The following is a 26,051-nucleotide window of genomic DNA, read 5'->3' as shown; positions in this document are numbered from 1 at the left end:
GGATCAATGGGCGTGCTCGGCCGAGCCTTTGCCCAGTTCGGACTTGAGGATGAAGCTGCCGACCGTGGCCACCTGCGCCCCGGCATCGAGGCCCTGGCGCACTTCGACGTAGCCGTTTTCGCTCGCGCCGAGTTCCAGGTGACGGGTGACAAAACCGTGCTCGGTGCGCACGAATACCGAGGGTTTGTCCTCGACGGTCTGGATGGCCTCCTGGGGCACGGTAACCTTGGCCTGGAACGTGTCGGTGGCCAGTTGCACGCTGACAAATAGGCCAGGCCGCCAGGCGTCATCGGGGTTGGGCACACTCACGCGCACAGTGGCGGTGCGTGTCTGCTCGCCGAGCAGGTTGCCGACATAGGCCACGGTGCCGAGCACCTCGGTGCCCATTTCGGTGGAGCTGACGTTGACCGGCTTGCCGACGCGTACCTTGTTCAAGTCCTTGGGAAATACACCAAAGGTCACCCACACCTGGGACAGATCCGAGAGGGTGAAGGCATTACTGGTCTCGCTCACCACTTCGCCGACGCCCAGGTGTTTTTCCACCACGACGCCGGCGAAGGGCGCACGCAGTTCGTAGCGATTGCCGCCGACCAACACAGCGCTTCCACTTAGCGCGGTCATCTTTTGGCGGGCGTTGTTCAGGGCGATTTCGGCTTCTTGCAGCGCTTGGCGCGCCAGCAGGTAATCCTGCTCGGCGGAGATCTTGTCCTGCCACAACTGCCGCTCTCGCTGGAAGGTGGTGCGGGCCAGTTCGACGCGCCGCTCACTGGCGGCCAACTCACTGCGCTGATCGGAAATCTGCTGGCTGGCGATCACCGCCAACAGCTCCCCTTTCTTCACCGACTGGCCGAGGTTGACCTTGACCGACTCCACCACTCCCGCCGCACGCGGCACGATGTGGGAGGTACGGTCTTCGTCGAAACGCACTTCTCCCGGCAGCACCAGCAACGTGCTGATAGACCGCGGTTGAGCCTGGGCGACCTGAATGCCGGCGGCTTGAATCTGCTGCTCGGTGAGTTCCAGTTCGCCTTCTTCTTCCTCGGCCTTAGCAACGCTGCACAGCATCAGGCTCAAGGCGACGGCAAGCGCCACGCCGTGGGTGTTGTTCATAGGGGACTCCAGGAAAAATCAAAACCGGGCGAGGTCGCCGTAAATTCGTTCGATACGCACCCAGGCGTCGGTGGCCTGGGCGGTGGCCGTGAGGTACTGGGTGCGAGCCGCGATCAGGGTGCGCTGGGCGTCGAGCACGTCGAGGAAACTGAACTTGCCCATCTCAAAGCCACGGGTGGCGCTGTCCACCGCCTCTTGCGCGGCGGGCAGGATCTGCTGGTTGAAGGCGCGCACTTCGGTATTCGCGGTTTGCCACAGGTCGAGGGCCTGACGGGTTTCGGTGCGCAGGCGCAGTTCGGCGGCGTTGCGCAGGTCTCGGGCCTGATCGGCGCGGCGCGTGGCCGCCAGCACATTGCCCTGATTGCGGTTGAACAGCGGGATCGGCATCGACACCCCCACCAGGTTCACGCGCTCACGCACGCTGGCGTCGTATTGGCTGCCGATGGACACGTCGAGGTCGGGAATACGCTGGGCTTTTTCCAGGCCGACGCTGGCTTCGTTTTGCAGGATGTTCAGTTCGGCCAGGCGCAGTTCGGCGGTTTGTTCTAGGCGCGCCAACAATTGGGTAGCGGGCGGCAAGGCAGGCGTGGATTGGGTGTGTGTGGCAACGACTTGGAAGTCCGGCACGCCGCTGCCGGTACTCGCGGCCAGGCGGCGATAAGCATCGGTGAGGCCTATCTGAGCGCGGTTCAATTCCAGGCGCATTTCCGACAACTGCACCTGCGCGCGGGTCGCCTCCACCGGCGAGGTTTTGCCAGCGGTGACACGACCGTTGGCGACGGCCAGCCCGCGTTCGGCCACGGCCATGGACCGCTGCGCCAGGTCGAGGCGTTCCTGGGCGCGAAGCGCGCCGTAGTAGTTGTCGATGACTTCGGCGCGCAGGGTGTTGCGGCGCTGTTCCAACGTCAGCGCGGCGGCGTCCTGGGCTCGGGTGGCAACGTCGATGCGCGCACCGCGCTTGCCGCCCAGTTCCAGGGTCTGGCTGAGTTTAACGGTGGTGGTGCGGGAGTTGCGACGGGTGTCTTCGGCATCCCAGGAGGCCACCGGATTCGGGATCAACCCCGCCTGCTGGCGACCGCCCTGTGCAATGTCGATTTCCCATTGCGCGGCCGCCAGGTCAGGGTTGTTGGCAAAGGCGGTTTGCAGGGCCGCATCGAGGGTCAGGGTTTGTGCACCGACCCCTTGTGCCGTCGCCAGAAACACGACGATCGACCACAGAAATGTTCTTGCGCGAATTGGCATAACGAGAGTTCCAGGCCCATGAAATGGCGGATAAATCCAAGCCGGGGCACTGTAGCTTTCGGTACTTATCAGAGCGGTGTGCAGAACATTACAAATCCGTTAGCCAGGATCAGGCATGCACCTCGTCATGTTCATCATGCGCAAAGCCGGCACCTTCGACCTGGATGGTCGCATGGGAAATATCGAATTTCTCATGCAGCAGCTCCGTCACTTGGACGAGGATTTGTTGTTCCGTGCCGAGCGCCGAATCCGCCACCAGATGGGTGCTCAGCACGTTCTTGCCACTGGTGAGCGCCCAGATATGCAGGTCGTGTACATCCTTGACCCCACGCACAGCGCGAATAGCCTGCTCCACCTGTTCGATGTCAATGCCGTCCGGCACGCCTTGCAGCAGCACGTTCATGCTTTCCTTGAGCAACGTCCACGTGCGTGGCAACACCCAGAAACCAATGGCCGCGGCGACCAGCGAGTCGACCCAGCCCCAGCCTGTGTACAGGATCACCAGCGCCGCGATGATCACGCCGATGGAACCGAGCATATCGCTCCAGACCTCCAGGTACGCGCCCTTCACATTCAGGCTTTCACCACTGGCGGCGCTCAGCAGGCGCATGGAAATCAGGTTGACGATCAGCCCCAGTACGGCAATCACCAGCATGCCGGTGGACTGTATCTCGGCGGGCGCCTGCAGCCGCTGATACGCCTCGTAGAGGATGTAGAACGCAACGACGAACAACAGCAGCGCATTGAACGCCGCGGCAAGGATTTCGAAACGCGCATAGCCGAAGGTGCGCTTGCGGTCTGCGGCACGCTTGGCCACCTGAATTGCCACCAGGGAAATGCCCAGGGCCAGGGCGTCGGTCATCATGTGCGCGGCATCGGACAACAGCGCCAGACTGCCGGTGATAAATGCACCGATGACCTCGGCAACCATGAAACTGCCGGTCAGGCCCAGGGCGAGCCATAACAGACGCTCGTGACCGGCGCGTACTTTGGCGTGGTTGTGTCCTGCGCTCATGGAAAATCCTCGTGGTGGTAAATGTTCTCGTGGGCCTTGCCGGCGAGCGGGCTCTTACGCAGGGCACGGGGATCATAGAGCTATAGGCCGGATCCATCGGCATGGGTTGCAAAATTGTCATCTGCACGCCAAGCCATTGTTAGCTTTAAATGCACCAAAAGTGCGCTTGAACGCTCTGGCACAGTTGTATCAGGTATGCTTTTCGAACAGGAAACAAAAAGAAACAATTTTCCCAACCTGTTCGATAAGGAGTCCCGTTTTGGAGTTATCGACTGCCGCGTGGATGGTTCACGACACCCGCCTTATGCTCTGCGTACTGCTGGCCATCGCCAGCATCATTGTGCTGATCAGCGCGACCAAACTGCCGCCGTTCCTGTCGATCCTGATCGGCACCTTCATCGCCGGTGTCGGCGCCGGCTTGCCGCCGGAAGAAGTGGCCAAGGCGTTCAGCAAAGGTGCCGGGGCGATCCTCGGTGAAGCGGGGATCATCATTGCCCTGGGTTCCATGCTCGGCGCGTTGATGGCGGAATCCGGCGCGGCCGACCGCATAGCCACCACCCTGCTAGGACTGGGCAAGGGTAAGTCACTGCCGTGGGTGATGGCGCTGGTGGCCATGGTGATCGGCTTGCCGCTGTTTTTTGAAGTGGGCCTGGTGATGATGGTGCCAATCATCTTTGTGATGGCCAAACGTTCGAACCAGCCGCTGCTGAAAATCGCCATTCCGGCGCTGGCCGGCATGACCACCCTGCACGCCTTGATGCCACCGCATCCGGGGCCGCTGATTGCGGTAGGCGCGTTGCACGCCGACCTGGGCCTGACCATGTTGCTGGGCTTCTGCCTGGCGGTGCCGGCGGTGATCCTGGCTGGACCGCTCTACGGCAACTGGCTGTCCAAGCGCCTGCATGTGGATGAGCCGGCCGACATCGGCGCGCTGTTCAGCGCACCGCCCAAAGCGCCGCGCCAGCCGAGCTTTGGTGTGTCGTTGCTGATCATTCTGTTGCCGGTGATTCTGATGCTGGGCAGCACCTTGGCCAAGGTCGCGCTGCCGGCCGAAAGCACGGTCGGCCTGACCTTGAAGTTCCTCGGCGAACCGCTGATCGCCCTCGGCCTGGCCGTGATCGCCGCCGTGATCTGCCTGGGCTGGGCCGCCGGCATGCCGCGTGCCGAGGTCGGCAACACCCTGCGCAAAGCCCTCGCCCCCATCGCCGTGTTGCTGTTGACCATCGGCGCCGGCGGCGGCCTCAAGCAAACCCTGCTGGACGCCGGCGTCAGCCAGACCATCAGCAAGGTCGCCGAAGGCGCACACATGCCGTATCTGCTGCTGGCCTGGTTGATCGCCGTAGCGCTGCGCCAGGCCACCGGCTCGGCCACCGTCGCCACCACCACGACCGCAGGCATCCTCGCGCCGATGATGGCGGGGTTAGCGGCGACGCAAAGCTCGTTGGTGGCCCTGGCGATTGGCGCCGGCTCGGTGTTCTTCTGCCACGTCAACGATGCCGGGTTCTGGATGGTGCGAGAGTACTTTGGCTTGCAGTTGAAGCAGACGATCTGGGTATGGTCGGTGTTGCAGACGATTGTGTCCGTCGTGGGCTTGGTCGGTACGTTGCTGATGTGGCACTTCTTGACCTGAAAATACTGTATTGAGGGGAAACGCTCTTCCCCTCAATGGCTTCACTGATGCAACACAAAGCGAGCATCGAGCTTGCCGAGCAACTCAAATGTATTCATGTAAGGCACACCGAACAGTGAGCACACATTGGGAATCGTGAGCTTGCGCTTGATGTCAGGGTTGTAGACCTCATGCGTGACAACCACTGCACCCGTGACCATTGCCTTGGCAATCAACCAGGGATCTGCGCCCTCAAGAAATTCCTAAAACGCTCCGGCCTTCATCGCAGGCACCTGCTCCGCAATCTTTGCGACGATCTGCCCAAATGCAGCCTGAGTAGGCTCATCGCTGGCGTCTTCAAACAAGTGCGTATTACCTTTGACCCACTGGGTCAAATCGTCATTGCCTTTGGCTAGTTCGTCTCTTACCGGGACGATACTGGCAACCTCCAGAGCCTGGTGTTGTTGAAGAATCCATGCCCAGTAACCTGGACAAACCGTCATTGCGTAATAGCGGTTCTTGGCCTCGATCAACGTATTCGAATCCAATAGATGCTTCATGCCGATAGTTTCATCCCATAAGCCTTCAACCTGGCAGGCTGCACACCCAGCAGTTTTCCCGCATCGCGTAGCAGAATCCGCCCACTCTGCGCTTCGGCCAGAACGGCCTTGCTCAAACGGGTGCTGTTTCTGATAGCCGCTGTGCGGTAGTAGTCCCCTCCACTGCCGTCCTTATCTCGATACGCCTGCAAGATCCGACGGTAGTAGGCGCCATAATGATCACTGTTGATGCAGCCAAGATCACAGGCCCTACGGGCAATCACCAAGGTGCTGACGCGAAAGCGCCCAGCCAGTGGCGCCAGGTTTTCTTCCCAGTGCGTATTCGAATCCCAGTGCGTGCGAAAAACGAGCTCCGGCGCCAGGAACTCTCCCGCCACCGCATTACAAAAAGCTTCCTCCTGGCGGGCACTATGACTGTTGCCATCAGAGACGCCCGTGCTACCGATCCAGACATGCACCAGCTCATGCATCAATGTAAAAAGCCGTGCCGTGGGTGCGTCCGCACTGTTGATGAAGACCACAGGGGCTAAAGCATTGCTGATCGCAAATCCTCGAAACTCACTGACATTAAGTTTTCGGTGGGTGTTTCCCAAGGCAACCCCGCTGCGCATGACGAGAATGCCGGCCTCCTCCGCGCCATTCACTAACGCCCTGAAACAATCGTCGTAACTCATACGAGCAAAAGCATCCGTCATGCCGAGTACGCGACGAATATCTGCAACCACGTCCTTGATGGGCGAACGGCTACTGAAACTTCCCACGAAGGACAGCGGGGAGGGTTCGTGGTCCTGCAAATATTCCAAGTACCAGTCTTGCTTACGGAGCACGTCTCTTACAGTGTCCATCAAGTTCAAGCTGGGCTTGTCAGGAAACACGCCACCCACCGTACGCAGGTCTGGCAGAGGAAGAGACTCCCGCGGAGGAGCCTTGAGAAAAAGGACGCCAAACGCGACGTGCGCAATGGCAGCCCATTTTTGTGCCTGGCTAAAGCTGGGAAGACTCTGACCCGCCTCCCACTCTTTCACCCTTTCCAATTTGACCGTAAGCCCTTTGGCAATCTGTGCCTCAGACAGCCCTGCCCGCTGGCGAGACCAGGAGAGGATTTCGGGGTTGATAAAGGCGGTCTGAGTCATGGGCTCATGCGTGTCCGTCAGGAGTGGACAGGACTATAGGAGCGGCAGCAAATACTCGTCAATTGATGGCCCTAGCGGCCTTTTGTAACAGCATCTACTGGGTGACGCTTACCAAACAGCGCCACACTCACCACGCCCACCGCCCCCATCACCACGCAGTAAATCACGCAAATCCAGGGGCTGGTCGGCATCAGTGCAATCAACATCAACGGCGTCGTACTCGCCCACAGCGCGTAGGCGATGTTGTAGGTAAAGGAAATTCCCGACACCCGAACCTGCGCCGGAAACAGGCCGACCATCACCGACGGCACCGCGCCCACCACGCCGCAACTCAAGCCTGCGACGGCATACGCCGCGGCCAGCCAGACGCCGCCGTTGATCAAGCTGGCGTACAGAATGCCAATCCCTACCGGCAATAGCAGGCTGTAGACCAGCACCGCGCGCCAGGCGCCGATGCGGTCTACCAGCAGGCCGGCCAGTACGCAGCCGATATTCAGGAACACGATGCCCAAGGCGCTCAAGGCGAAGGTGTGGCTGGGGCTCATGCCGAAGGTTTTTTGCATCATGGTGGGTGTGATGACCACGAGGACGACCACCGCCGAGGTGAGCACGCAGGTGAGGATCATCGCGGGTAGCAGGACGGCGCGGTGGTCGCGAAGCACGGTGCGCAAAGGCAGTTCTGCGGCCGACTGGCGACGGGCCTGCATTTCGAGAAACACCGGGGTCTCATTGAGCCAGCGGCGCAGCCACACGCCGATCACGCCGAACACCCCGCCGAGCAGGAAGGGGAAGCGCCAGGCGTAGTCGAGGATTTCGGCCGGGGTGAAGACTTGCGCCAGCAAGGTCGCGGTGAGCGCGCCGAGCAGGTAGCCGAAGGTCAGGCCGGCTTGCAGGAAGCCCAGGGCGTAGCCGCGATGAGGGGCAGGAGCATGTTCGGCGACGAAGGTCCAGGCGCTGGGCACTTCACCCCCCACTGCTGCGCCTTGCAGCACGCGCAGCGCCAGCAGGATCAGCGGTGCGAAATAACCGATGTGTGCATAGGTGGGCATGATCCCGATCAGCAGGCAGGGCAAGGCCATCATCAGGATGCTCAGGCTGAACACGCGCTTGCGCCCCAGGTGATCGGCAAAGTGCGCCATCAGGATGCCGCCCAGCGGGCGGGCCAGGTAGCCGGTGACGAAGATGCCAAAACTTTGCAGCAGGCGCAGCCACTCGGGCATTTCCGGCGGGAAGAACAGTTGGCTCAAGGTCAGCGCGAAAAACACGAAGATGATGAAATCGTAGATTTCCAGGGCACCGCCCAGGGCGGCCAGGCCCAGTGTTTTGTAGTCGGAGCGGGAAAAACGCTGCGCCTGTAGGGGAAAGGTGGCAGTCATATGAAGGCTCGGCAGACAAACAAAATGGCGTGCAGGTTATGAGGTGAACCGGATGATGGCAATCACGGCAGATATATTTGTTTTCCTCATGGATCGATGAAGATAACTGCATTCCCATATCAATGGCCGTAGCGGAACATGCCGTGAAACTGCCAACACCATAATAAAGACAAGAGGAAAGACTCGTGGCCGATGCTATCGAAGAAAGCCGCTATGCCCGATTTGCCCTGCGCTGTTCCAACTTCGCCGAACGCTGGTTTCCCGACTCCTGGGTATTTGCCGCGCTCGCCGTGATCATCGTCGCCGTGGCGACCCTGGGCATGGGCGCCGCACCGACCGAAGCCGCCAAGGCTTTTGGCGATGGGTTCTGGAGCCTTATCCCGTTCACCATGCAGATGGCCTTTGTGGTGATTGGTGGTTATGTCGTGGCCAGTTCGCCGCCGGCGGTAAAACTGATCGACCGCCTGGCGCGTATCCCGAAGAACGGCCGCTCCGCCGTGGCCTGGGTGGCGTTGATCTCGATGGTCGCGTCCTTGCTCAACTGGGGCCTGTCCCTGGTGTTTGGCGGTTTGTTGGTGCGGGCGCTGGCGCGTCGTACGGATTTGCGCATGGATTATCGCGCGGCCGGGGCTGCGGCTTACCTGGGGCTTGGCGCGGTGTGGGCGTTGGGGCTGTCGTCGTCGGCCGCACAGTTGCAGGCCAACCCGGCCAGCCTGCCGCCATCGATTCTGTCGATCACGGGTGTGATCCCATTCACCGACACCATCTTCCTGTGGCAATCCGGCGTGCTGTTGCTGGCGTTGATCGTGGTGTCGCTGATCATCGCCTACGCCACCGCACCCGGCCCGAACAGCGCCCGCGATGCCAAGGCCTGCGGCGTCGACCCCGCGTTCAACCTGCCCAAGCTGCAAGCCCCCACCCGTCCAGGTGAATGGCTGGAACACAGCCCGCTGCTGACCATCCTGCTGGCGGTGCTGGCGGCGGGTTGGCTGTTCCATGAGTTCTCGACCAAGCCAGCGATCAGTGCGATCTCGGGGCTGAACACCTATAACTTCCTGTTCATCATGACCGGCGCCCTGCTGCACTGGCGTCCGCGCAGTTTCCTCGACGCGGTGGCACGCGCGGTGCCGACCACCACCGGCGTGCTGATCCAGTTTCCGCTGTACGGCTCCATCGCGGCGCTGATGACCGTGGTCAAGGGTGGCGACGGCCAGACCCTGGCGCACCATATCTCGACCTTCTTCACCTCCATCGCCTCCCACGACACTTATGCACTGCTGATGGGCGTGTACTCGGCGGTACTGGGCTTCTTTATCCCGTCGGGCGGCGGCAAGTGGATTATCGAAGCGCCTTACGTGATGCAAGTGGCCAATGACCTGCAATACCACCTGGGCTGGGCAGTGCAGATCTACAACGCCGCCGAGGCGCTGCCGAACCTGATCAACCCGTTCTATATGCTGCCGTTGCTGGGAGTGCTGGGGTTGAAGGCGCGGGATTTGATCGGGTTTTCCTTCGTGCAGTTGCTGGTGCACACGCCGCTGGTGTTGTTCCTGCTGTGGGCGTTGGGGACGACGTTGAAGTATTTGCCGCCTGTGATGCCTTAATAAACGGATGATGCACCTGTTGTTGCAACAGGTGCATTCATGCAGTAGCGACGGGGAGACGCGCCAATAAATCAGGCAAGGCGCTCTGGATAGTGTCCCAAACCACATCAAGGTTGATATCGAAATAACCGTGTGCGATCCGGTTGCGCATTCCGCGCATGCTACGCCATGGGACTTGTGAATGACCGGCCGCAAAATCTGGATGCTGGTCCATTATTTTCGTCGACGCCTCCCCTATGATGATCAAACTCATGATCACCGCTTGTTGAGTACGCCTGTCTTCTAGAAAATCTTCTTTGCTCAAGCCGTCAACAAAAGTGATCGCGTCAGTAGCCGCTTGCCGGATGTGATTCAAATAATCTTCAAGTCGGTTTGCTGTCATATCGGACGCGCCTCAGCCAAGACTTTCGCGCGAAACTTCAAAGGCAAGTCGGCGGGTGTCAGTAAGTCCACATTGACGCCAAGCAGGTCCTCAAGCTCTACCTGAAGCCCACCAAGATCAAAAAGGGTGGTTCCCGGTGGGGCATCGACCAATAAATCCAGATCGCTGCCCTCTTGGTCGGTACCCAGTAAAACAGACCCAAATACTCTTGGGTTTGAAATGCGAAAACGGCCCACCACTTCTCTGACGGCAGCTCGCTGTTGGTCAAGGGCGGTAGAAGGTTTCACGGTTCACCTCAATGGTATCCATTATCGAACCAGTCTAGCAGCGCTGGCCATCGGTAGACACCTGCATACAGCCAGACGAGATATCAGCGCCGATATGAATCGACAAGCTGAAAGCCAGCTTTCTGATAAAGCGCGTGGACTTATCTCATTCAGGCAGATGGCAACCCCTGACTCCCTCCACCCAGACCTTTGATTAACCTGACTCGGACACCTACTCACTTAACACCCAGGAGATCCGATGACGCCCCTATCCAAATCACTGGAAACGTTGATCACTGATATTTATCAGGACGACAACGTTTCATTCACTGAATACAGGACCCTGCGAGACGACGCCGATCGCCGCATGGCCTCGGTTATCGAAGAGTTCGGCCTGCATAACAACGTGACCGCCTTCCAGAAATCCATCGACGTGGCCATGCAGCTGTTGCAGACCAGTGTGATCGATGCAAAAAAGGCCAGGCTGACCGATACGGGTGAGGCCATTGTCAAAGATGCGGTGACGGCCCAGGTGGAGTACTTGCGGGCGGGCAGCCAGCTGGCACTGCGCCTGCTGTGACCCTCTGGTTCAAATCACTGTCTTCGTTCCGTCACATTGCGTTGCTACCGTCCAGCGAAATATCTTGCAACATCTCGCCAGGACTCCCGCGCAATGAGTGACGATCACGAAGACCGCCTTTCCCCCGATTCCGTAACGCAACCGTCGGTGGACACCAGCCGTCGGCGTTTCCTCGGGGGCGCGGCGGTGTTGGGGGTCGGCGCGACCTTGAGTGCCTGCGGCAATACCAGCGAGGCACCGGGTAAACCGGTGGCGCGACCGCTCACGCCAAAAGAGCTGGACAAGGCGTTGCACGATCAGGTGAAAACCGTGGTGGTGATCTATGCCGAGAACCGCAGTTTCAACAACCTGTTTGCAGATTTCCCCGGTGTGGAGAAACCACTGTCGGCGCTTTCCGCTGCCGACACACAGCAACGCGACCGCGACGGCAGCATGCTGACCACCCTGCCTCCGGCCTGGGGCGGCGTGTTGCAGGTCGGCCCGCAAACGGTGGACGGGGTGACCTACCCCAGCGAAGTGCAGTTCCAGGAACACCTGCCCAACGCGCCATTTGCCCTCAAGGGCCCGAATGCCGAAGACCTGCCTTTGAGCCTGGTCACGCGTGACCTGTGGCACGTGTTCTATCAGAACCAGATGCAGATCAACGGCGGCAAGAACGACGGTTTTGTCGCCTGGGCAGACTCAGGCGGCCTGGTGATGGGCCATTACGCCCAGAGCCGTTATTCCCTGCGCCTGTGGGACGTGGCCAAGGAGTTTGTACTCTGCGATAACTTCTTCCAGGGCGCGTTTGGTGGCTCGTTCCTCAACCATCAATACCTGATCAGCGCCACCGCGCCGTTTTACCCGAATGCCGCGCAATCGGTAGCCAAGGCGCAGATCGCCACGCTGCAGAGCGATGACCCCACCGACCCGCGTCTCAAGCCGCTGGACAAGTCCCCGGCCAGCGCTATGACCGGTCCGCCGCAGTTCGGCCCCAGCGCCCTGACCCCGGATGGGTACGGTGTGAATACCCTGGCCCCGCCCTATTGGCCGACCTGGATCCGCGACCCGGAAAACCCGGATTACGCAAAGGCCGACCTGCCTAACGTGCTGGTGCCGCAAACCCACGAACACATCGGTGACAAACTGTCGAAAAAGAATGTCGATTGGGCCTGGTACGCCGGTGCGTGGCAAGCGACCCTGGACCAGTTCAAGGATTCGGGCGGCATCCCGAAGATTCCGAACTTCCAGTACCACCATCAGCCGTTCAACTACTTCAAGCAGCAGGGCCCGGAAAACCGCGCCGAGCGTGACAAACGCCTGCGCGATGGCGGTTTGGGGGATGAATCGAACACCAACCGGTTCTTTGCCGATGCCGAGGCCGGCAAACTGCCCGCCGTGACCTTCTACAAACCCCAAGGCAACTTGAACATGCACGCGGGCTATGCCGACGTAGCCTCGGGCGACCGTCATATCGCGCGCGCCTTGAAAGTGCTGCAAGAGAGCCCGCAGTGGAAAAACATGGTGGTGGTGGTGACCGTCGATGAAAACGGCGGCTGGTGGGACCACGTCGCGCCGCCCAAGGGCGACCGCTGGGGGCCGGGTACGCGGGTGCCAGCGATCGTGGTGTCACCGTTCGCGCGCAAAGGCACGGTGGACCATACGGTGTACGACACGGCGTCGATTCTGCGACTGATCACCCGGGTGTTTCAGCTGGAGACCCTGGACGGCCTTAAGCAACGTGATGACGCAATGATCGCCCGCGGCCAGAAACCGATGGGGGACTTAAGCAACGCCTTACAGTTCAACCTGTAGGTTTTCTTATCCAATAGCGACACAGCGGCTGATTTAGCACGCGGTTTCCCTGGTCAGCCGCTACTGTGTGGAGGTGGGCTTTCACCCCGCGCAGACGGGCTTTCGCTGACAAGGAAACAACAATGTTTAAACCGACCAGGTTGTCCTTCACCCTGGCCGCACTGATGGCGAGTGCGGTCGTACAGGCCGATATCGAGGTACCGCTGGGCAGCACTCAGCGCGTAACCCAACTGTTTGCCTTCCCCAACAACTGCAATGTGATCTGCTTTCGGCCATGGACGCTGGAACAGACTGCCGAGCACTATCTGAACCAGAGCCTGCAACGGGATGGCTACAGCCGGGCGAAAGTCAGCGTCAAGACCCATGACGGGCAGGTATCGGCGACCTTCAGCGGTGTGCCGGACAGTTATGGCCAGCCCCTGACCACGTTGCTCAATACCGCAGACCTGGCCTATCAAGGTGCCAGCAACCTCAACAGCGACGGCAAGTGGGCCTACAACTGGTATTTGTTCCTGCCGCTGGGCATGGCCTTGGAAAACCGTAAAAGCATCGAGCTGCTGCATTTCCCGCCGGACTACTCGCTGACTCAAGCCCAGGATTACCTCGAATCGGCCACCACCGACCGCTGGGCCACCCTGCTCACGGATAATGGCATCCCGGCGACCGAAACCCCGGCGTACCAGACCATCATCGATATCGCGCCCATCGCCGCGCCTTCCAATGCGGGCAAGGACTTGGAAAACGTCTACAGCTACTTCACCGATTACCAGACGCGCATGGTTCAAGAACTGAGCCTGCCCGCCAAAGGCGCTTTGCCGATGGTGGCGTTCGGCGCGCCGGTGCGCAGCTGGATCAAACAACAATACGGGCAGAGCGTGGCAGTGCTGGGCCTGGCGCAGATCAGCCCGGCCGCCGGCAAAACCGTCTCGGTGTTGGGTGCCAACCACCCGAGTTACATCTGGTATGCAGCCAGCCCCGACACCTACGACGGCAACGAGCAGAAGGCCGACGAAGCCGGTTTGAAGGTGATGGGCCAGGATCTGAGCGCCGCATGCTGGCAGGCCGGGATGGGCCAAAAACCGGCGAGTGATGCGAACGTGCTGCTCAAGGCGTGCATAAATACCTGGCAAGTCACGCGCAAGGAGCAAACCTGTGAGTTGTTTTATACCTCGGTGCGCAACCTGTCCCCGGAAGAAGCCAACGCGAAATGTGCCACCCCGGCCATAAAAGCCCAGTTGAAGCAGCTGAAAAGCGCCGCCCCTGCTCCGGCCATCGCAGCCCCGGCACTGTAGCCGGTACACAAATAACCGATTTCTACTGTCAACATTGACAGTAGAAATCGGATCCATGTTGAGCGAGTCTTGAGCCGCACCCATCCGCTGCAAGACTGGTAGTCAGCCACCACCCGCAGGTCGATGCAGCCTGAACCAGGAGAGTTATGAAAACTCAAGCCATGGAAAAGGCTAAAACCACTGCAAGTGAGTGCCTTTACCCCTTCAACTCCACACTGGGAAAGGGCTACCCTTCGACGAAACACTTCGAAGTGGTGCACGCAGTCGATGGCATGGGCGCCGGTATCAAAGCGCAAGTCGCCTTTGATAGTCGCGTCTGCATCGCCAAGATCTCCGGCTATGCCCTCAGTGAGCGACGCCTGCATACTTTGCAGTTGTCATCCCGCCTGCACCTCTATGACTGTTGGTTCACTGGCCTGCTCTCTCATTCCTGCGAACCGAACGTGTTTCTCGACCTGCATTACCTGGAGGTCTGGACCCTGCATGAGATCCTCGCCGGCGACCTCCTGACCATGGATTACGCCAGCACCGAAGACGTGCTGTTCCGGCAGTTCGCTTGCCAATGCCGCGAGCTGAACTGCCGAGGCTGGGTCACCGGTCGCGATGAGCCATTGAACGCCGAGGGACAAGCGTTCATGACCCGGTGGCGCGAGCGCAAACGCCCTTAGGCTTCGCCCAGCGGACGCAGGCGATACTGCGGCGGCAACTGCTCGAAACCACTGATGGTGGTGTTCAAGCTCTTCCAACGGCCATCCTTGATGCCGTAGATGCAGCCATGAATCGACAGGCTCTGCCCGCGATGCCAGGCGTTTTGCACAATGCTGGTGTGGCCGACGTTAGCCACTTGCTGGATCACATTCAGCTCGCACATGCGGTCTACGCGCTCTTCTTCGGTAGGCAATTGGGCCAACACGTCGCGGTTTTCGTAGTAAAGGTCACGAATGGTGCGCAGCCAGCCGTCGATCAGGCCGAACTGGCGGTCTTGCATCGAGGCGCGTACGCCGCCGCAGCCGTAGTGGCCGGTGACGAGGATGTGTTTGACCTTGAGCACGTCCACCGCGTACTGGATCACCGACAGGCAGTTGAGGTCGGTGTGCAGCACCACGTTCGCAACGTTACGGTGCACGAACAGATCACCCGGCAGCATGCCGACGATTTCGTTGGCCGGCACGCGGGCATCGGAACAGCCAATCCACAGGTATTCCGGGGTTTGCTGGCGGGCGAGCTTGGCGAAGAATTCGGGATCTTCCTGTTTGATCGCATCCGCCCAGCGTTCGTTGTTATCAAGCAGGTCTTGTAGTTCGTTCATCAGGGAAAGCCTCAGGAATGATGCGCAGTTTTGTGACTGACAACCCCTCGTCCAGGTCACGCCGCACGCAAATTAGCTTGAATCTTTGGGGAGCCGAGCCTGTCCACACACTATAAGCCCCACAGTATGAGGATTGGCCATGACTGAATCACGACGTCCCTACGGCGCTACCCAGCCCGAACCCATTGATGACAACGAAGATCGCATGGGTTCGATGCGCGAGCTGGATTTTGACGATAAGCAACCGACCGCGGAGATTGGCGATGAGATCCCGCGCCGCGAGCGCGAGCACTTGATGCCCGACGAACGGGTGCGAGAGGCCGGGATGACCGGCGCTTCGACGGATGATCATGAATCGACCGACGATGACATGAGCCCCGAAACGCTGATCCATGAAGATGGTGCGCGGGATGCCCAGGAAGCCGGCGAAAGTCAACCGGCCGACTGGGATTTGAGCATCGTGGATGAGGATGAGATTGGCGGCGGTAATGGGTTGGATGAGGCGGAGCTGGCGGATATTGACCCCGTCGACGGCAACCGCTGACATACCGTCGATCCAAATGTGGGAGGGGACTTGCTCCCGATAGCGGTGGATCAGTCGACACCTGCATTGACTGACAGCCTGCCATCGGGAGCAAGCCCCCTCCCACAGTAGTTTTTGTGACTTAGTCGACCAAGGTGCAGGCCATCACGACCGCATCTTCGCGGCCACCCACGGCGGGGTAGTAGTCACGCCGACGGCCGATTTCATTGAAGCCATAGCGCTCATACAGGCGAAACGCGCCGGTATTGCTGTCGCGCACTTCCAGGAAGCATTCCCGCGCATTGGCGGCATACGCGCGGGACATCAGGTGCTCCAGCAGTGCCAGGCCGAGGCCACGGCCCTGGTTTTCTGGCTTCACGGTAATGTTCAGCAAATGCGCTTCATCCAGGATGATCTGCACCACGCCGTGGCCCACCTGCTGCTCACCTTCGAACATCAGCCAGATCTGGTACTTGCCCAGCCCGTCGAGAAAGATCCCACGGGTCCAGGGGTGGCTGAACGCCGCGTATTCGATTTTCAGCACGGCGTCGAGGTCAGCCTCGGTCATCGGGCGGAAGGATAAAGCCTCACTCATCGGTTGTTTTCCAGCGCGCCATCAGCCGGCGCATGGCTTGCCAGACATCAGCCTTACGCTGTGGCTCTTCCATTAATAATTCCAGGCCCGGCAGGGCCCACACCGTGCCCAGGCTGTCGACCTGCAGCTCGCGGTACCAGGCTTCGGCATTGGCTTCACCGGCAAAGCGCACGGCGGGCAGGCCGATCAGCCACAGGCACACGCAGGGTTCGTCTTCCAGGCGTGCCGAGACAAAGCCTTGCACAAAGTCCCGCGCGGCTTCCGGGCCCTGGTCCATGGTGCCACGCACCAGCAGCGGCCAACGTACCGGGTCGCCGACGATTTGCGGGCTGTCGGGCAGGCCGGCAGCGCGCAGCATGTCCTTAAGCAGCATGTAGGCGGGGTCGCGGGTCTGGAAGCGTTCACCGGTCGGCAACTCCACCAGCAGCAGGCAGCGCCCGGCCCGCAGCAATTGCAGGGCGAAACGCGGCGGCGGCACCACAGGGGCCTTGACCACCGGGGCGGCCTCCTCGACCACCTTGGCCGCCTTGACCACCGGCGAAGGGCGCGGCACGTCGATCTTCGCCCGTTCGACCGCCGGGCGCGATTCCGGAGTGGGTTTGACCACCGCCACCGGTGCGGCCGCCTCCTCCCCCGATGACTCGAACGCCTCATAGGGCTCAGGCGCCTGCAACAGCTCGGGCCGCGACGGCGCGGCAAACGGCAGTTCGGTGCGGGGCAGCCAGTTGACCACCTGCATGGCGGTCAAGTAAGCGCGACGTCGGGACTCGATAAGCACAGCTCGGCCACTTGTGGATAACTAAAGAGCGGGGATTCTACCGCTGTTCGGCAACAATCGCCCACTGCACACTGACCGGCTGTGGATAAATCCCGCGCCCGATGCAGTACAATCGCGACTTTTAATCGCCAACCAGCCGGCCATTCCGATGATCGAACCCAAGCGCGTCTTGCGCGCCCTCGCCGAACACTGGGCCCTGCTTGAGCCACTGTGCGAACACTTCGACCAAGGCACCCTGAGCCTGAGCGAACTGCGCGCGCAATTGGCGGCCCAACAACTGGACAGCACGCCCCAGGACATCACCAGCCTGCTGGACGTGTGGATTCGCCTGGATATCCTGGTGCCTGTCGCCAAGAGCCCGAACCGTTTCGAGCTCAACGCGCAGATCCACGACTTCCTGGCGTATCTTCGCAAGGAGCACCGGCTTGGCCTGTGCCTGGAAATCGAAGCCTACCTGCGCCACCTCGAGCGCCTGGCCGGTTATATCCAGGACGCCTTCGACATCCGTGATGGCCACGACCTGGCCCGCCAGCTGCGCCTGCTCGACATGCGCGTGCGCGACGTGTTGAAAAAACTCGCCAACGACGAACAGGCCCTCGCCGCCGTGGCCGACCGCGCCAAGACCAGCGACCGGCAGATTCCGTTGCGCCAGCGTTACGCCGAAGTCCTGGCGACCTGGGACGAATACGTCGAACCGATGATCCAACTGGTGAACGCCGACGGCGCCTTCGAGCAAGGCGTGCGCAAGGTGGAGAACGTGCTGCTGCGCATGCTCACCGAGCAGCAGCGCCTCGGCCACCTGGTGGACGACGACATGCTGCTGCGCACCCACGCGCGCATCCTCGAGATGCAGACCAGCGCCCAGCTGACCCTGCGTCATGCCCGCGAGCTGCTGCTGCCGCTGCGCGAAGAAGCGCGCCGGCATAATGCTGTGACCCGTGGCGCGGCGTTGGCCTTGTCGGCCATCCGACGTAAAGGCCTGGACGCGGTGCCGCAGGCGGCGATGCCGATGTTTACCCGGCCGCAAAGCACCTTCCTCGGCAGTGCCAGCCAGGTCGAGGCCTATGTGTATGCCCTGGCGAACTTCGAGCCGAAGCCGGCGCGTTTCCCCAAGGCGCACAAATCCCACAAGGGCGACGCCCAGCGGGCACCGCGCACGGTCAAGGAAATGCTCGAGCGCTGCGAAGACGCACTGCCGATGCCGGACCTGATGACCTGGCTGCTGGAGCAGGAACCGGACGGCGCCACAGACGAATTGCTGTACTGGTTCTCGCGCCTCTCGCGCGAAAAACGCTTCAAGCGCGAACGCCTGGAACGCCGCGATTACCACACACACGAGCACCAGGTCAGCCTGCGCTCATTCGCCCTGCTCCCGGCCAGCACCGACTCCGCCGAGAATTCTGCGAGCACGCCTTATGCATCTTGATCTATCCGAACTGTCCCAGCTGGCACCGATCTTTCGCGAGCTGTTCAAGGGTTACCACGTCAGCCGCCGCGACCCGGAGCTGTACGCACAACTGTCGAACTTCCAGGACCAGTACCGCACGCTGTTCAAGGCCCTGGGCTTTGAGCTGGTGTGCGATACCCGTGGTTTCTACTACTTCGTGCCGGACTCGGCCATCGCCAGTGCGCAGGTGAACAAGACCGCCCAGCGCCTGGCGTTGTTCACCTTCATCATCGTCGAGCATCTGGCCGACCAGGGCCGCGACCCGATTGCCGTGCTGGATGGTGGCAGCCTGGGCCGTGATGAGTTGCCGTCGCTGCTGGAGAAGTACCGCGACCTGTTTATCCAGGCCGAGGTGCAAACCCAGGAAGAACTCGAAGAGAAAATCATGCGCCGTATGACCCAGCTGGGTTTTGCCAGCGAAGACAACGGCATTTATCGCTTCCTGCCGCCCATGCACCGCTTCCTCGATGTGTGCCTGTCGGTGCAACAAGACCGCGACCTCGCAGCCAGCGTGCACAGCGTGTTGCCGCTGCCGGCACCGGTGATCATCGACGAAGACAGCGATGAGAAATTGCTGAAAACCGATGACCCACTCGACTTGAGCGACTTCGCGGATGAAAGCGAAGAAGACGCCCTGGCACGTGCCATTGCCGAAGAACAGGAGACCGACGCATGAGCAAGGAACGCTACGGCATCCGCCGCTTCGCCCTATTGAACACTGCCGGCTACAGCTTGGGCTTGTTCCCGCTGGAAGAACCGCTGTCGGTGTATGGCGCGAACAACCTGGGTAAATCCGCGTCGATCAACGCCTTGCAGTTCCCGATCCTGGCGCGCATGTCGGACATGAGTTTCGGCAAGTACACCCTGGAGCAATCGCGGCGCTTCTACTTCGCGACAGACACCAGCTACATCCTCGTGGAAGTCTCCCTGCCCCACGGCCCGCACGTGATCGGCGTGGTCGGGCGCGGCCCTGGCGGTGGTTTCGGGCACCAGTTCTTTGCCTACGCCGGTAAGCTGGACCTGGCTCACTACCAGAAGAACGACACCTGCCTGCGTCAGAAAGAGCTGTTCACCAACCTGGAACGCGAAGGCCTGAAAGCCTACGAACTCAAGCCGGATGAACTGCGCCGGTTGTTGGTGGGTGGTCATACGTCGATCCCGCTGGACCTGACGCTGATCCCGCTGCGATCCACCAGCGAGCAGAGCCTGAAGACCTTCCGCGCGCTGTTTATCAACCTGCTGCACATGCGCGAAATCACGGCGGCCAAGCTCAAGCAACTGTTTCTGGATGCGTTTGAACACAGCCTGCGTTCTGGCAGCGTGGATTACATCGCGGCGTGCGAAGAAGCCTTCCGCGATGTGCGGCGTATGGAGCAGGACTACAACTCGCTGGTAGCGGCCGGCCCGCTGGTCGAGGCGCTGTCCAATGGCGTTCGCCAGCGCGACGTGTTGCGCGGCAAATTGCATCGCCTGTCGCCACTGCTGGATTCGTTGCTGGGCACCTGGTCGGACTACGCCAGTGCACGCAAAGAAGAGCTGACGATCCAGGCCGAGCACTACCGCAATGAGCAGGACGCGCTGCAGAACGACCAACGTGGCGGCACGCAGGAGCTGATGCGCCTGGAGCGGGAAATCAGCGGGATCCAGCGTTGGTTGGGCGAGCTGTCGGTGCTCAAGCATCGCTTTGCCCTCGTGGATGACGTGAAAGTACTGGAGCAACAGCTGCTCGCGGCCAAGGATGCTCACGATGAATTGGCGGGCGCCCTCGCGCAGTCGCGGCAGTTCAGCGCCGAGGATTTGGACGAGCGTCTGCGCGACCTGGAAAAGCGCTTGAAGTCGGTCAAGCAGCAGCTCGACCACGCCGACAACAACAGCTACGCCAAACTGCGGGAAGAATTCTCACAGCAGGATGTCGAGCGTCTGATGCGCCTGTTCAACAGCTCGTTGTTCAGCCTGCCGTTGGGCGAGCATGGCATCACGCTGGATGAGGACGGCCAGTGGGTCAAATCCCTGGAGCAGATCCTGGATGGCTTCAAGGGCGAGCGTTTTGAAGTGCCGGGGCTGTCCATCGACATCTCGCACATCGAACCACCGGCCTTACAGGCTTTGGCGGATCGCGCTGCGTTGCGCGACCAGAAGGAGCGACTGGAGAAAGAACTCAAGCAGCTGAAAACCCAGCAGGCTGTCGCGTCTGACCGCGCCGCGAGCAAGACCCAGACCGAAGCGCTGTACCAGCAGGTACTTGACGCACAGAAGGCCCTCGAAGACTTCCGCCGCGCACAAACCCTAAGCGCGGAAGAAAGCGAGAAGCTGGAAAACCTGGCGCAGATGGAAGCGGCGCAGGATGAGTTGAAACGCTCCAGCGATGCGTTCACCGAGCGCGTCCAGCAACTGTCGGCCAAGCTGCAACTGGTAGGCCGCCAGATCGGCGATATGGAAGCCAAACAACGTACGCTGGATGACGCATTGCGCCGTCGCCAGCTGTTGCCGGCGGATTTGCCGTTCGGCACACCGTTCATGGACCCGGTCGACGACTCCATGGACAACCTGCTGCCGCTGCTCAACGACTATCAGGACAGCTGGCAAGGGTTGCTGCGCGCCGATGGCCAGATCGAGGCGTTGTATGCGCAGGTGCGCCTCAAGGGCGTGGCCAAGTTCGACAGTGAAGATGATGTCGAGCGTCGCCTGCAACTGCTGATCAATGCGTATGCGCACCGCACCGATGAAGCGTTGACGTTGGGCAAGGCACGTCGCGCGGCGGTCACTGACATTGCGCGTACCCTGCGCAATATCCGCAGCGACTACGACAGCCTTGAGCACCAGTTGGCGTTGTTCAACCGCGAGATCAACAAGCGTCAGGTCTCCAACCTGCAGAGCTTCCGCATCGTGTTGGCACCGAACAAGGAAGCGCTCAAGCATATCGACCAGATTATCCACAGTGCCGGTCAATACGAAGAGGGCGAGACCCTGTCGGTGTTCGACCTCAGCCAGAGCGCCGAGCAGGACAACAAGAACGAAGAAGCCAAGGAATACCTCGCGCGCCTGGTGGCTGCCAACCATAACCAGCTGGGCCTCAAGGACCTGTTCGAGCTGGCCTTCGAGATCACCAAGGTGCATGGCCAACCCGTGATCCATACCGACATTGATGGCGCGGCGTCCAACGGCACCACCATGACCATCAAGGCGCTGACCAACATGTACTTGTTGCTGCACTTGATGGACCGCGACCAGGCCGGGCGTGTGCGCTTGCCGTACTACCTCGACGAGGCGGCGGATATCGATGAGAAGAACCAGGCGGCGTTGCTGGAAACCAGCTTGCAGCTGGGCTTTGTGCCGATCCTGGCCAGTGTGAAGCCGCAGGTGTCCGCCCAGGTGGCGATCGACCTGGAGGGCGGTAGCGGGCCAAACGGGATCTATATCGATGAGGCGGATTGGAAGTATATCCGTCGTCATGATGCGGTGAAGGCGACGGTGAATGTGCAGGCGGATGAGCCGGAGTTGGATGAAGTCTGACTTTCTGAGCTGAAATGCAAAAGGCCCCTGGATGAGAATCCAAGGGCCTTTTTTTGTGTTGTTTGTGCCAGCGTCTTCGCGGGCAAGCCCGCTCCCACAGTTAACTGCGTTTATCCTGTAGGAACGCAGTCGAATGTGGGAGCCGGGCTTGCCCGCGATGGCCGCGACTCGGTCTATTTACCGAGTGGAATCTTAGGCGCCCAAGTGAGCCATTCATCTTCGAACTTGTCGAACAACGGGAAGGTTTGCTGCGGCCGAGCGGCGTTGCCCATGCGCTCGCCGTCTGGGGTGGCGAAGGCGATGCCGCCGGCAACCAGGGTTTCCAGCGATTCGGTGCGTACGGTGGCGCCTTTGAACAAGCCGAAGTCGAGGCCGAAGCCGCTGGTGTTCCAGAAGCGGCTGCCACTGCGTACCAAGGGTGCGTACTTGGGCTCGATCAGGACATGGATGAGTACACGGTCCGCCGTTTGGCCCAACTCGTAACCTGTTACTTTGCCGACGGTAACTTCGCGATAGGTGACCGGTACGCCTTCCTTGAGCGAACCAAGGCGTGCGGCGCTGAGTGTCAGGCTCAGGCCAGCCTCTTGATGGGCGGCTTCAGGAGGCTGGTCCAGCGCGACAAAGCTCTTTTGCGGGCCGGCGTTTTTCGCAGCCGGCTGCACTTCGATGTATTGCCCGGTGACCAGGGTTTCGAGGTTGGAGGTTTTCATCAGGCCCAGCTCAGGCTTGACTACCCAGAACTGGCTGCCGACGCGCGCAATGCGGTCCGCTACTTGGGTGATACGTGCACTGAGCACTACCGACTGCATATCCGCACTGAGGTCGACACTTTCGATCTTGCCCACGTCCAGCCCCTTGAAGCGCACCGGGGTGCCAGGGCGCATGCCATCGGCGCGGTCGACTTTGATAGTGACCAGAGTGCCATGTTGGTTGGCGGCCTCTCGGTCGGCAAACAGACGGAAACGCGGAATGCGTTTTTTCAGCGGTACGTTCGGTTGCGGGGTTTCAAACGCGATACCGCCAGCCATCAAGCTGGCCAGGGATTCACTTTTCACCTGAATGCCACCGGTGAGCCCACCGGTCAGGGTGACACCGCTGGCATTCCAGAAGCGCGTCGAGCCGTTGACCAGATTTTCGTATTCCTTCTCGATGTGAACGCCGATCACCAACTGTTTGTTCTTGCGCGAGAATTGGTAGCTCTGCACCGAGCCGACCTTGACCTGTTTGTAGAGAACCGGGCTGCCGACATCCAGGGAGCCGAGGTTATCGGTAAACAGCACCATGTGCAGGCCCGGTGAACGCAGGTCCAACGGTGGCGCTTTGGCGCGGGCGATGTACTCGCGTTGTGGTGGCGTGCCTTTGTCACCTGGGCGAATGGCGATGTAGTTACCTTTGACCAAGGCTTCAAGGCCAGTGATGCCGGCCAGGGAGATAGAGGGTTTGACTACCCAGAACTGGGTGTCCTGAACCAGGTAATCCTCGGCCAAGGGGTCGAGTGTCAGTTCGGCATTGGCACTGGAAAGATCCGGGTTGATTTTCAGGGTCTTCAGGCTGCCAACTTGGATGCCCTTGTACATGACCGGAGTACGCCCGGCCTGCAAACCTTCGAAATCTGCCAGCTGGACCTTCACCTTGATCCCGGCGGCGGCGGCGTCGAAATCTTCGTAGAGCCGGAAAGGCAGGCTTGGGTCGGTCGGCGGGCTGTCCTTGCGATTCTCTGGCGTGGCGAAAGCGATGCCACCGGCAACGATGCTGGAGAGCGATTCGCTGCGCACCTTCAACCCGGACAAGTTGGCGTCGATGCTGATGCCACTGGCGTTCCAGAAACGGGTGTGTTTGCGCACGAGGCTGGCGTAGGTCGGTTCGATATAGACCTTGATTTCGACGGTGCTCTGGTCCTCGGAAAGCAGGTAGCTTTTGACTTGCCCAACCTGTATCTGCTTATAGAACACCGGGCTGCCACGGTTGAGGGAGCCAAGACGGTCGGCCTTGACGGTCAGGTGAAGACCGGGCTTGGCGTCGGACAAGGGTGGCTCTTCAGAGAGCGCCTTGAATTTGCGCGAGGGCTCACCGTCGCCTGGACTGGCGGCGATGTAGTTACCCGATACCAGGGTTTCCAGGCCGGTGATGCCGGCAAGGCTGACGCTGGGTTTGACCAACCAGAAGCGGGTATTGGTCTTGAGGTATTGCTCGACGTCCTTGTTCATCTCGATGGTGGCAATCACCCCTCGATTATTACCTTCGTCGTCCAGGGCCAGGGCCTTGACCTTGCCCACCGGCATACCTTTGTAGACCACTTCGGTTTTGTTGACTTGGATACCTTCGCCGCTTTCAAAGCGCACTTGGATATCGATGCCCTGCTGGGAATAGGCACGCCATCCCAACCAGCCACCAATGATCAGGGCAATCAGGGGCAGCACCCAAATGGCCGACCAATTGGAGGCCGGGCGGGTTTTAGCTTTAGGCAAATCACTCATGGTCGTCGTCCGACTCCGTGTTATCCCAAATCAGTCGGGGATCAAAAGTTACTGCGGCAAGCATCGTCAAGATCACCACACTGGCGAACGCTGCAGCACCGAGATTGGCCTCGACACTGGCAAGTCGTCCAAAATTTACAACGGCCACCAAGATGGCAATCACGAAGATATCCAGCATGGACCAGCGACCGATGAATTCGATAAAGCGGTACATCACAATGCGTTGTTGCGCGGACAGCGGTTGGCGACGCTGCACCGAGAACAGTAGCAAACCTATGCCTACCAGCTTGAACGTCGGTACCAGGATGCTGGCGATGAATACGACTGCCGCAATCGGGAACATACCGTGCTGCACCAGTTGGATCACACCGGCCATGATGGTACTGGGATCACCTTGGCCCAAGGAATTGATGGTCATGATGGGCAGCAGGTTAGCCGGGATATACAAAATCGCTGCCGTGACCAGCAACGCCCAGGTGCGTGTGAGGCTGTTGGGACGGCGGGCATGGATCAGCGCACCGCAACGCGTACAGATCTGCTCATCCGAATCAGCGTCTTGTTTGTTCAATTCATGACATTCGGTACAAATCAGAATGCCTGCATCAATCGCCCGCATGATCGTCCTCTCCTGAGAGCGCTTGCCAGATCTGGTGGGGCGACATCACCACCTCAAGCAACACCTGAACCATTAGTAGGCTGACAAAACAGACCAGGCCCAGTCCGACTGTGATGGAGGCCATGTCGGCAAGTTTTACGATCGCCACCAGCACGCCCATCAAATAAACCTCCAACATCCCCCAATCCTTCATGTGATGGTAGATGCGGTACAGCAGCAGTCCATAGCTGCGGCCGATATTCCAACGGATGCTGAGCAACACTGCCAACTGGCAGAGCAGCTTGAGCAAAGGAATGCCCATGCTGCATAGGAACACCACCACAGCCACGCCTTGCATGCCTGTATCGAAAAGGCCAACAACGCCGCTCCAGACGGTGTCTTCAGAGGACTGCCCGAGTAGATTGAGCTGCATGATGGGTAAAAAGTTCGCGGGGATGTACAGCAACAGTGCCGCAAGTACCAGGGCAAGGCTACGTTCAACGACATTGTGGCGGTGAGCATACAGCTCGTAACCGCAACGGGGGCATTGGGCTTTTTCGCCGAGGGCGAGCACTGGCTTGCGCATCAGCAAGTCGCACTCGTGGCATGCCACCAGGTCGTCCAGTGGTAAATCCGACACCTCAAGGGCATCAACCGGATCGGGCATAGATAGGGCTCGGACTCTAAAAAAGGTTAGGTGCCTATTCTAGTGGTCTAGTTCAGAAATAACTGTGCAAATTTGTCAGGGGATCAAGTGCCGGTTTTGGGTTTTCGACCGCCCAAAACAAAACCCCATCTGCTTTCGCAAATGGGGTTTCGGAATTTAATCTTGACGATGACCTACTCTCACA

General features: G+C 60.1%; 23 protein-coding genes and 1 pseudogene. 10 read left to right on the top strand and 14 right to left on the bottom strand.

Annotated features, from left to right (window positions below; genetic code table 11):
* Nucleotides 1-3 precede the first annotated feature (3 nt).
* The 3 genes from AO064_RS22190 to AO064_RS22180 form a co-directional block, all read right to left on the bottom strand.
* Entirely contained in the window at nt 4-1,110 is a 1,107-nt protein-coding gene (locus AO064_RS22190; RefSeq protein WP_012722074.1) for an efflux RND transporter periplasmic adaptor subunit, read from the bottom strand.
* 18 nt (nt 1,111-1,128) lie between these two features.
* Nucleotides 1,129-2,352 carry a TolC family protein gene (locus tag AO064_RS22185; protein ID WP_064054678.1) on the bottom strand — a complete coding sequence of 408 codons (1,224 nt, stop codon included), beginning with the start codon at nt 2,350-2,352 and terminating at the stop codon, nt 1,129-1,131.
* Between the two features lie 109 nt (nt 2,353-2,461).
* Nucleotides 2,462-3,367 carry a cation diffusion facilitator family transporter gene (locus AO064_RS22180; RefSeq protein WP_064054677.1) on the bottom strand — a complete coding sequence of 302 codons (906 nt, stop codon included), beginning with the start codon at nt 3,365-3,367 and terminating at the stop codon, nt 2,462-2,464.
* A gap of 259 nt (nt 3,368-3,626) precedes the next feature.
* Here AO064_RS22180 and AO064_RS22175 point away from each other — a divergent pair, with 259 nt between their 5' ends.
* Complete coding sequence (locus AO064_RS22175; RefSeq protein ID WP_064054676.1) at nt 3,627-4,997, top strand: GntT/GntP/DsdX family permease; 1,371 nt, start codon at nt 3,627-3,629, stop codon at nt 4,995-4,997.
* A gap of 41 nt (nt 4,998-5,038) precedes the next feature.
* Here the strand turns inward: AO064_RS22175 and AO064_RS22170 are convergent.
* The 3 genes and pseudogenes from AO064_RS22170 to AO064_RS22160 all read right to left on the bottom strand — a co-directional run bounded on the left by AO064_RS22170 (nt 5,039) and on the right by AO064_RS22160 (nt 8,045).
* Nucleotides 5,039-5,536: pseudogene (locus AO064_RS22170) on the bottom strand (DUF4411 family protein).
* Complete coding sequence (locus tag AO064_RS22165; protein ID WP_064054675.1) at nt 5,533-6,669, bottom strand: ImmA/IrrE family metallo-endopeptidase; 1,137 nt, start codon at nt 6,667-6,669, stop codon at nt 5,533-5,535. The pseudogene AO064_RS22170 and the gene AO064_RS22165 overlap by 4 nt, the downstream one beginning before the upstream one ends.
* A gap of 71 nt (nt 6,670-6,740) precedes the next feature.
* Nucleotides 6,741-8,045: an MFS transporter gene (locus AO064_RS22160; RefSeq protein WP_064054674.1), complete on the bottom strand. Its 1,305-nt coding sequence runs from the start codon at nt 8,043-8,045 to the stop codon at nt 6,741-6,743.
* 185 nt (nt 8,046-8,230) lie between these two features.
* Between AO064_RS22160 and AO064_RS22155 the strand changes: the two genes are divergently transcribed.
* The gene (locus AO064_RS22155) at nt 8,231-9,649 is read left to right on the top strand and encodes a short-chain fatty acid transporter (RefSeq protein ID WP_046034146.1); all 1,419 of its coding nucleotides are present in this window, start codon (nt 8,231-8,233) and stop codon (nt 9,647-9,649) included.
* 37 nt (nt 9,650-9,686) lie between these two features.
* On the opposite strand, the gene AO064_RS22150 is transcribed toward AO064_RS22155, so the two are convergent.
* Both AO064_RS22150 and AO064_RS22145 read right to left on the bottom strand, forming a co-directional pair.
* Nucleotides 9,687-10,031, bottom strand: a complete 345-nt coding sequence (locus AO064_RS22150) for a HepT-like ribonuclease domain-containing protein (protein WP_064054673.1) — start codon at nt 10,029-10,031, stop codon at nt 9,687-9,689.
* Nucleotides 10,028-10,318, bottom strand: a complete 291-nt coding sequence (locus AO064_RS22145) for a nucleotidyltransferase family protein (protein ID WP_064054672.1) — start codon at nt 10,316-10,318, stop codon at nt 10,028-10,030. The genes AO064_RS22150 and AO064_RS22145 overlap by 4 nt, the downstream gene beginning before the upstream one ends.
* Nucleotides 10,319-10,556: 238 nt before the next feature.
* On the opposite strand from AO064_RS22145, the gene AO064_RS22140 reads away from it, so the two are divergent.
* The 4 genes from AO064_RS22140 (at nt 10,557) to AO064_RS22125 (ending at nt 14,631) form a co-directional block, all read left to right on the top strand.
* Entirely contained in the window at nt 10,557-10,877 is a 321-nt protein-coding gene (locus AO064_RS22140) for a hypothetical protein (RefSeq protein WP_012722066.1), read from the top strand.
* 93 nt (nt 10,878-10,970) lie between these two features.
* Nucleotides 10,971-12,671 carry an acid phosphatase gene (locus tag AO064_RS22135; RefSeq protein WP_064054671.1) on the top strand — a complete coding sequence of 567 codons (1,701 nt, stop codon included), beginning with the start codon at nt 10,971-10,973 and terminating at the stop codon, nt 12,669-12,671.
* Nucleotides 12,672-12,793: 122 nt separating this feature from the next.
* A complete protein-coding gene (locus AO064_RS22130; protein ID WP_046034148.1) occupies nt 12,794-13,963 on the top strand; it encodes a hypothetical protein in 1,170 nt (389 codons plus the stop codon).
* Between the two features lie 146 nt (nt 13,964-14,109).
* The gene (locus tag AO064_RS22125) at nt 14,110-14,631 is read left to right on the top strand and encodes an SET domain-containing protein (protein WP_064054670.1); all 522 of its coding nucleotides are present in this window, start codon (nt 14,110-14,112) and stop codon (nt 14,629-14,631) included.
* Here AO064_RS22125 and can read toward each other — a convergent pair.
* Nucleotides 14,628-15,272, bottom strand: coding sequence for a carbonate dehydratase (gene can, locus AO064_RS22120; RefSeq protein WP_003188288.1), 645 nt, complete (start codon nt 15,270-15,272; stop codon nt 14,628-14,630). The two genes, AO064_RS22125 and can, sit on opposite strands and share 4 nt — an antisense overlap.
* Nucleotides 15,273-15,411: 139 nt before the next feature.
* Between can and AO064_RS22115 the strand changes: the two genes are divergently transcribed.
* Nucleotides 15,412-15,816, top strand: a complete 405-nt coding sequence (locus AO064_RS22115) for a hypothetical protein (protein WP_043204736.1) — start codon at nt 15,412-15,414, stop codon at nt 15,814-15,816.
* 121 nt (nt 15,817-15,937) lie between these two features.
* Here AO064_RS22115 and rimI read toward each other — a convergent pair whose 3' ends face one another.
* Together rimI and AO064_RS22105 are read right to left on the bottom strand one after the other, a co-directional pair.
* Nucleotides 15,938-16,390: a ribosomal protein S18-alanine N-acetyltransferase gene (gene rimI, locus AO064_RS22110; protein ID WP_003188286.1), complete on the bottom strand. Its 453-nt coding sequence runs from the start codon at nt 16,388-16,390 to the stop codon at nt 15,938-15,940.
* Complete coding sequence (locus tag AO064_RS22105; RefSeq protein ID WP_064054669.1) at nt 16,383-17,129, bottom strand: hypothetical protein; 747 nt, start codon at nt 17,127-17,129, stop codon at nt 16,383-16,385. Before AO064_RS22105 ends, rimI begins: the two co-directional genes overlap by 8 nt.
* Before the next feature lie 187 nt (nt 17,130-17,316).
* On the opposite strand from AO064_RS22105, the gene mksB reads away from it, so the two are divergent.
* Genes mksB through mksF form a run of 3 tightly spaced genes read left to right on the top strand, consistent with a single transcriptional unit; the run spans nt 17,317 to nt 22,128 of the window.
* Nucleotides 17,317-18,594, top strand: a complete 1,278-nt coding sequence (gene mksB, locus AO064_RS22100) for an Mks condensin complex protein MksB (RefSeq protein WP_012722060.1) — start codon at nt 17,317-17,319, stop codon at nt 18,592-18,594.
* Nucleotides 18,584-19,291 (top strand): Mks condensin complex protein MksE, encoded by a 708-nt coding sequence (gene mksE, locus AO064_RS22095; protein ID WP_012722059.1) that lies wholly within the window; start codon nt 18,584-18,586, stop codon nt 19,289-19,291. Before mksB ends, mksE begins: the two co-directional genes overlap by 11 nt.
* Nucleotides 19,288-22,128, top strand: a complete 2,841-nt coding sequence (gene mksF / locus AO064_RS22090) for an Mks condensin complex protein MksF (protein ID WP_064054668.1) — start codon at nt 19,288-19,290, stop codon at nt 22,126-22,128. The genes mksE and mksF overlap by 4 nt, the downstream gene beginning before the upstream one ends.
* A gap of 173 nt (nt 22,129-22,301) precedes the next feature.
* On the opposite strand, the gene AO064_RS22085 is transcribed toward mksF, so the two are convergent.
* From AO064_RS22085 to AO064_RS22075, 3 genes are read right to left on the bottom strand one after another with little or no spacing between them, the layout of a single operon-like run.
* Nucleotides 22,302-24,605 (bottom strand): PqiB family protein, encoded by a 2,304-nt coding sequence (locus tag AO064_RS22085; protein WP_064054667.1) that lies wholly within the window; start codon nt 24,603-24,605, stop codon nt 22,302-22,304.
* Nucleotides 24,598-25,221, bottom strand: a complete 624-nt coding sequence (locus AO064_RS22080; protein ID WP_012722056.1) for a paraquat-inducible protein A — start codon at nt 25,219-25,221, stop codon at nt 24,598-24,600. The genes AO064_RS22085 and AO064_RS22080 overlap by 8 nt, the downstream gene beginning before the upstream one ends.
* Entirely contained in the window at nt 25,208-25,867 is a 660-nt protein-coding gene (locus AO064_RS22075) for a paraquat-inducible protein A (RefSeq protein WP_012722055.1), read from the bottom strand. Before AO064_RS22075 ends, AO064_RS22080 begins: the two co-directional genes overlap by 14 nt.
* Nucleotides 25,868-26,051 lie beyond the last annotated feature (184 nt).

Origin of the sequence: Pseudomonas marginalis, from assembly GCF_001645105.1 — a bacterium.
In the GTDB taxonomy this organism is placed as follows: Bacteria; Pseudomonadota; Gammaproteobacteria; order Pseudomonadales; family Pseudomonadaceae; genus Aquipseudomonas; species Aquipseudomonas petroselini.
The sequence above is the reverse complement of the archived record's forward strand: the minus strand, read 5'-3'. Positions and strand labels throughout refer to the sequence as shown.

Coding starts and splice junctions, on each gene's coding strand:
- AO064_RS22190 (WP_012722074.1), bottom strand. CDS start 1,110: ATGAACAACACCCACGGCGTGGCGCTTGCCGTCGCCTTGAGCCTGATG.
- AO064_RS22185 (WP_064054678.1), bottom strand. CDS start 2,352: ATGCCAATTCGCGCAAGAACATTTCTGTGGTCGATCGTCGTGTTTCTG.
- AO064_RS22180 (WP_064054677.1), bottom strand. CDS start 3,367: ATGAGCGCAGGACACAACCACGCCAAAGTACGCGCCGGTCACGAGCGT.
- AO064_RS22165 (WP_064054675.1), bottom strand. CDS start 6,669: ATGACTCAGACCGCCTTTATCAACCCCGAAATCCTCTCCTGGTCTCGC.
- AO064_RS22160 (WP_064054674.1), bottom strand. CDS start 8,045: ATGACTGCCACCTTTCCCCTACAGGCGCAGCGTTTTTCCCGCTCCGAC.
- AO064_RS22150 (WP_064054673.1), bottom strand. CDS start 10,031: ATGACAGCAAACCGACTTGAAGATTATTTGAATCACATCCGGCAAGCG.
- AO064_RS22140 (WP_012722066.1), top strand. CDS start 10,557: ATGACGCCCCTATCCAAATCACTGGAAACGTTGATCACTGATATTTAT.
- AO064_RS22135 (WP_064054671.1), top strand. CDS start 10,971: ATGAGTGACGATCACGAAGACCGCCTTTCCCCCGATTCCGTAACGCAA.
- AO064_RS22130 (WP_046034148.1), top strand. CDS start 12,794: ATGTTTAAACCGACCAGGTTGTCCTTCACCCTGGCCGCACTGATGGCG.
- AO064_RS22125 (WP_064054670.1), top strand. CDS start 14,110: ATGAAAACTCAAGCCATGGAAAAGGCTAAAACCACTGCAAGTGAGTGC.
- can (WP_003188288.1), bottom strand. CDS start 15,272: ATGAACGAACTACAAGACCTGCTTGATAACAACGAACGCTGGGCGGAT.
- AO064_RS22115 (WP_043204736.1), top strand. CDS start 15,412: ATGACTGAATCACGACGTCCCTACGGCGCTACCCAGCCCGAACCCATT.
- rimI (WP_003188286.1), bottom strand. CDS start 16,390: ATGAGTGAGGCTTTATCCTTCCGCCCGATGACCGAGGCTGACCTCGAC.
- AO064_RS22105 (WP_064054669.1), bottom strand. CDS start 17,129: ATGCAGGTGGTCAACTGGCTGCCCCGCACCGAACTGCCGTTTGCCGCG.
- mksB (WP_012722060.1), top strand. CDS start 17,317: ATGATCGAACCCAAGCGCGTCTTGCGCGCCCTCGCCGAACACTGGGCC.
- mksE (WP_012722059.1), top strand. CDS start 18,584: ATGCATCTTGATCTATCCGAACTGTCCCAGCTGGCACCGATCTTTCGC.
- mksF (WP_064054668.1), top strand. CDS start 19,288: ATGAGCAAGGAACGCTACGGCATCCGCCGCTTCGCCCTATTGAACACT.
- AO064_RS22085 (WP_064054667.1), bottom strand. CDS start 24,605: ATGAGTGATTTGCCTAAAGCTAAAACCCGCCCGGCCTCCAATTGGTCG.
- AO064_RS22080 (WP_012722056.1), bottom strand. CDS start 25,221: ATGCGGGCGATTGATGCAGGCATTCTGATTTGTACCGAATGTCATGAA.
- AO064_RS22075 (WP_012722055.1), bottom strand. CDS start 25,867: ATGCCCGATCCGGTTGATGCCCTTGAGGTGTCGGATTTACCACTGGAC.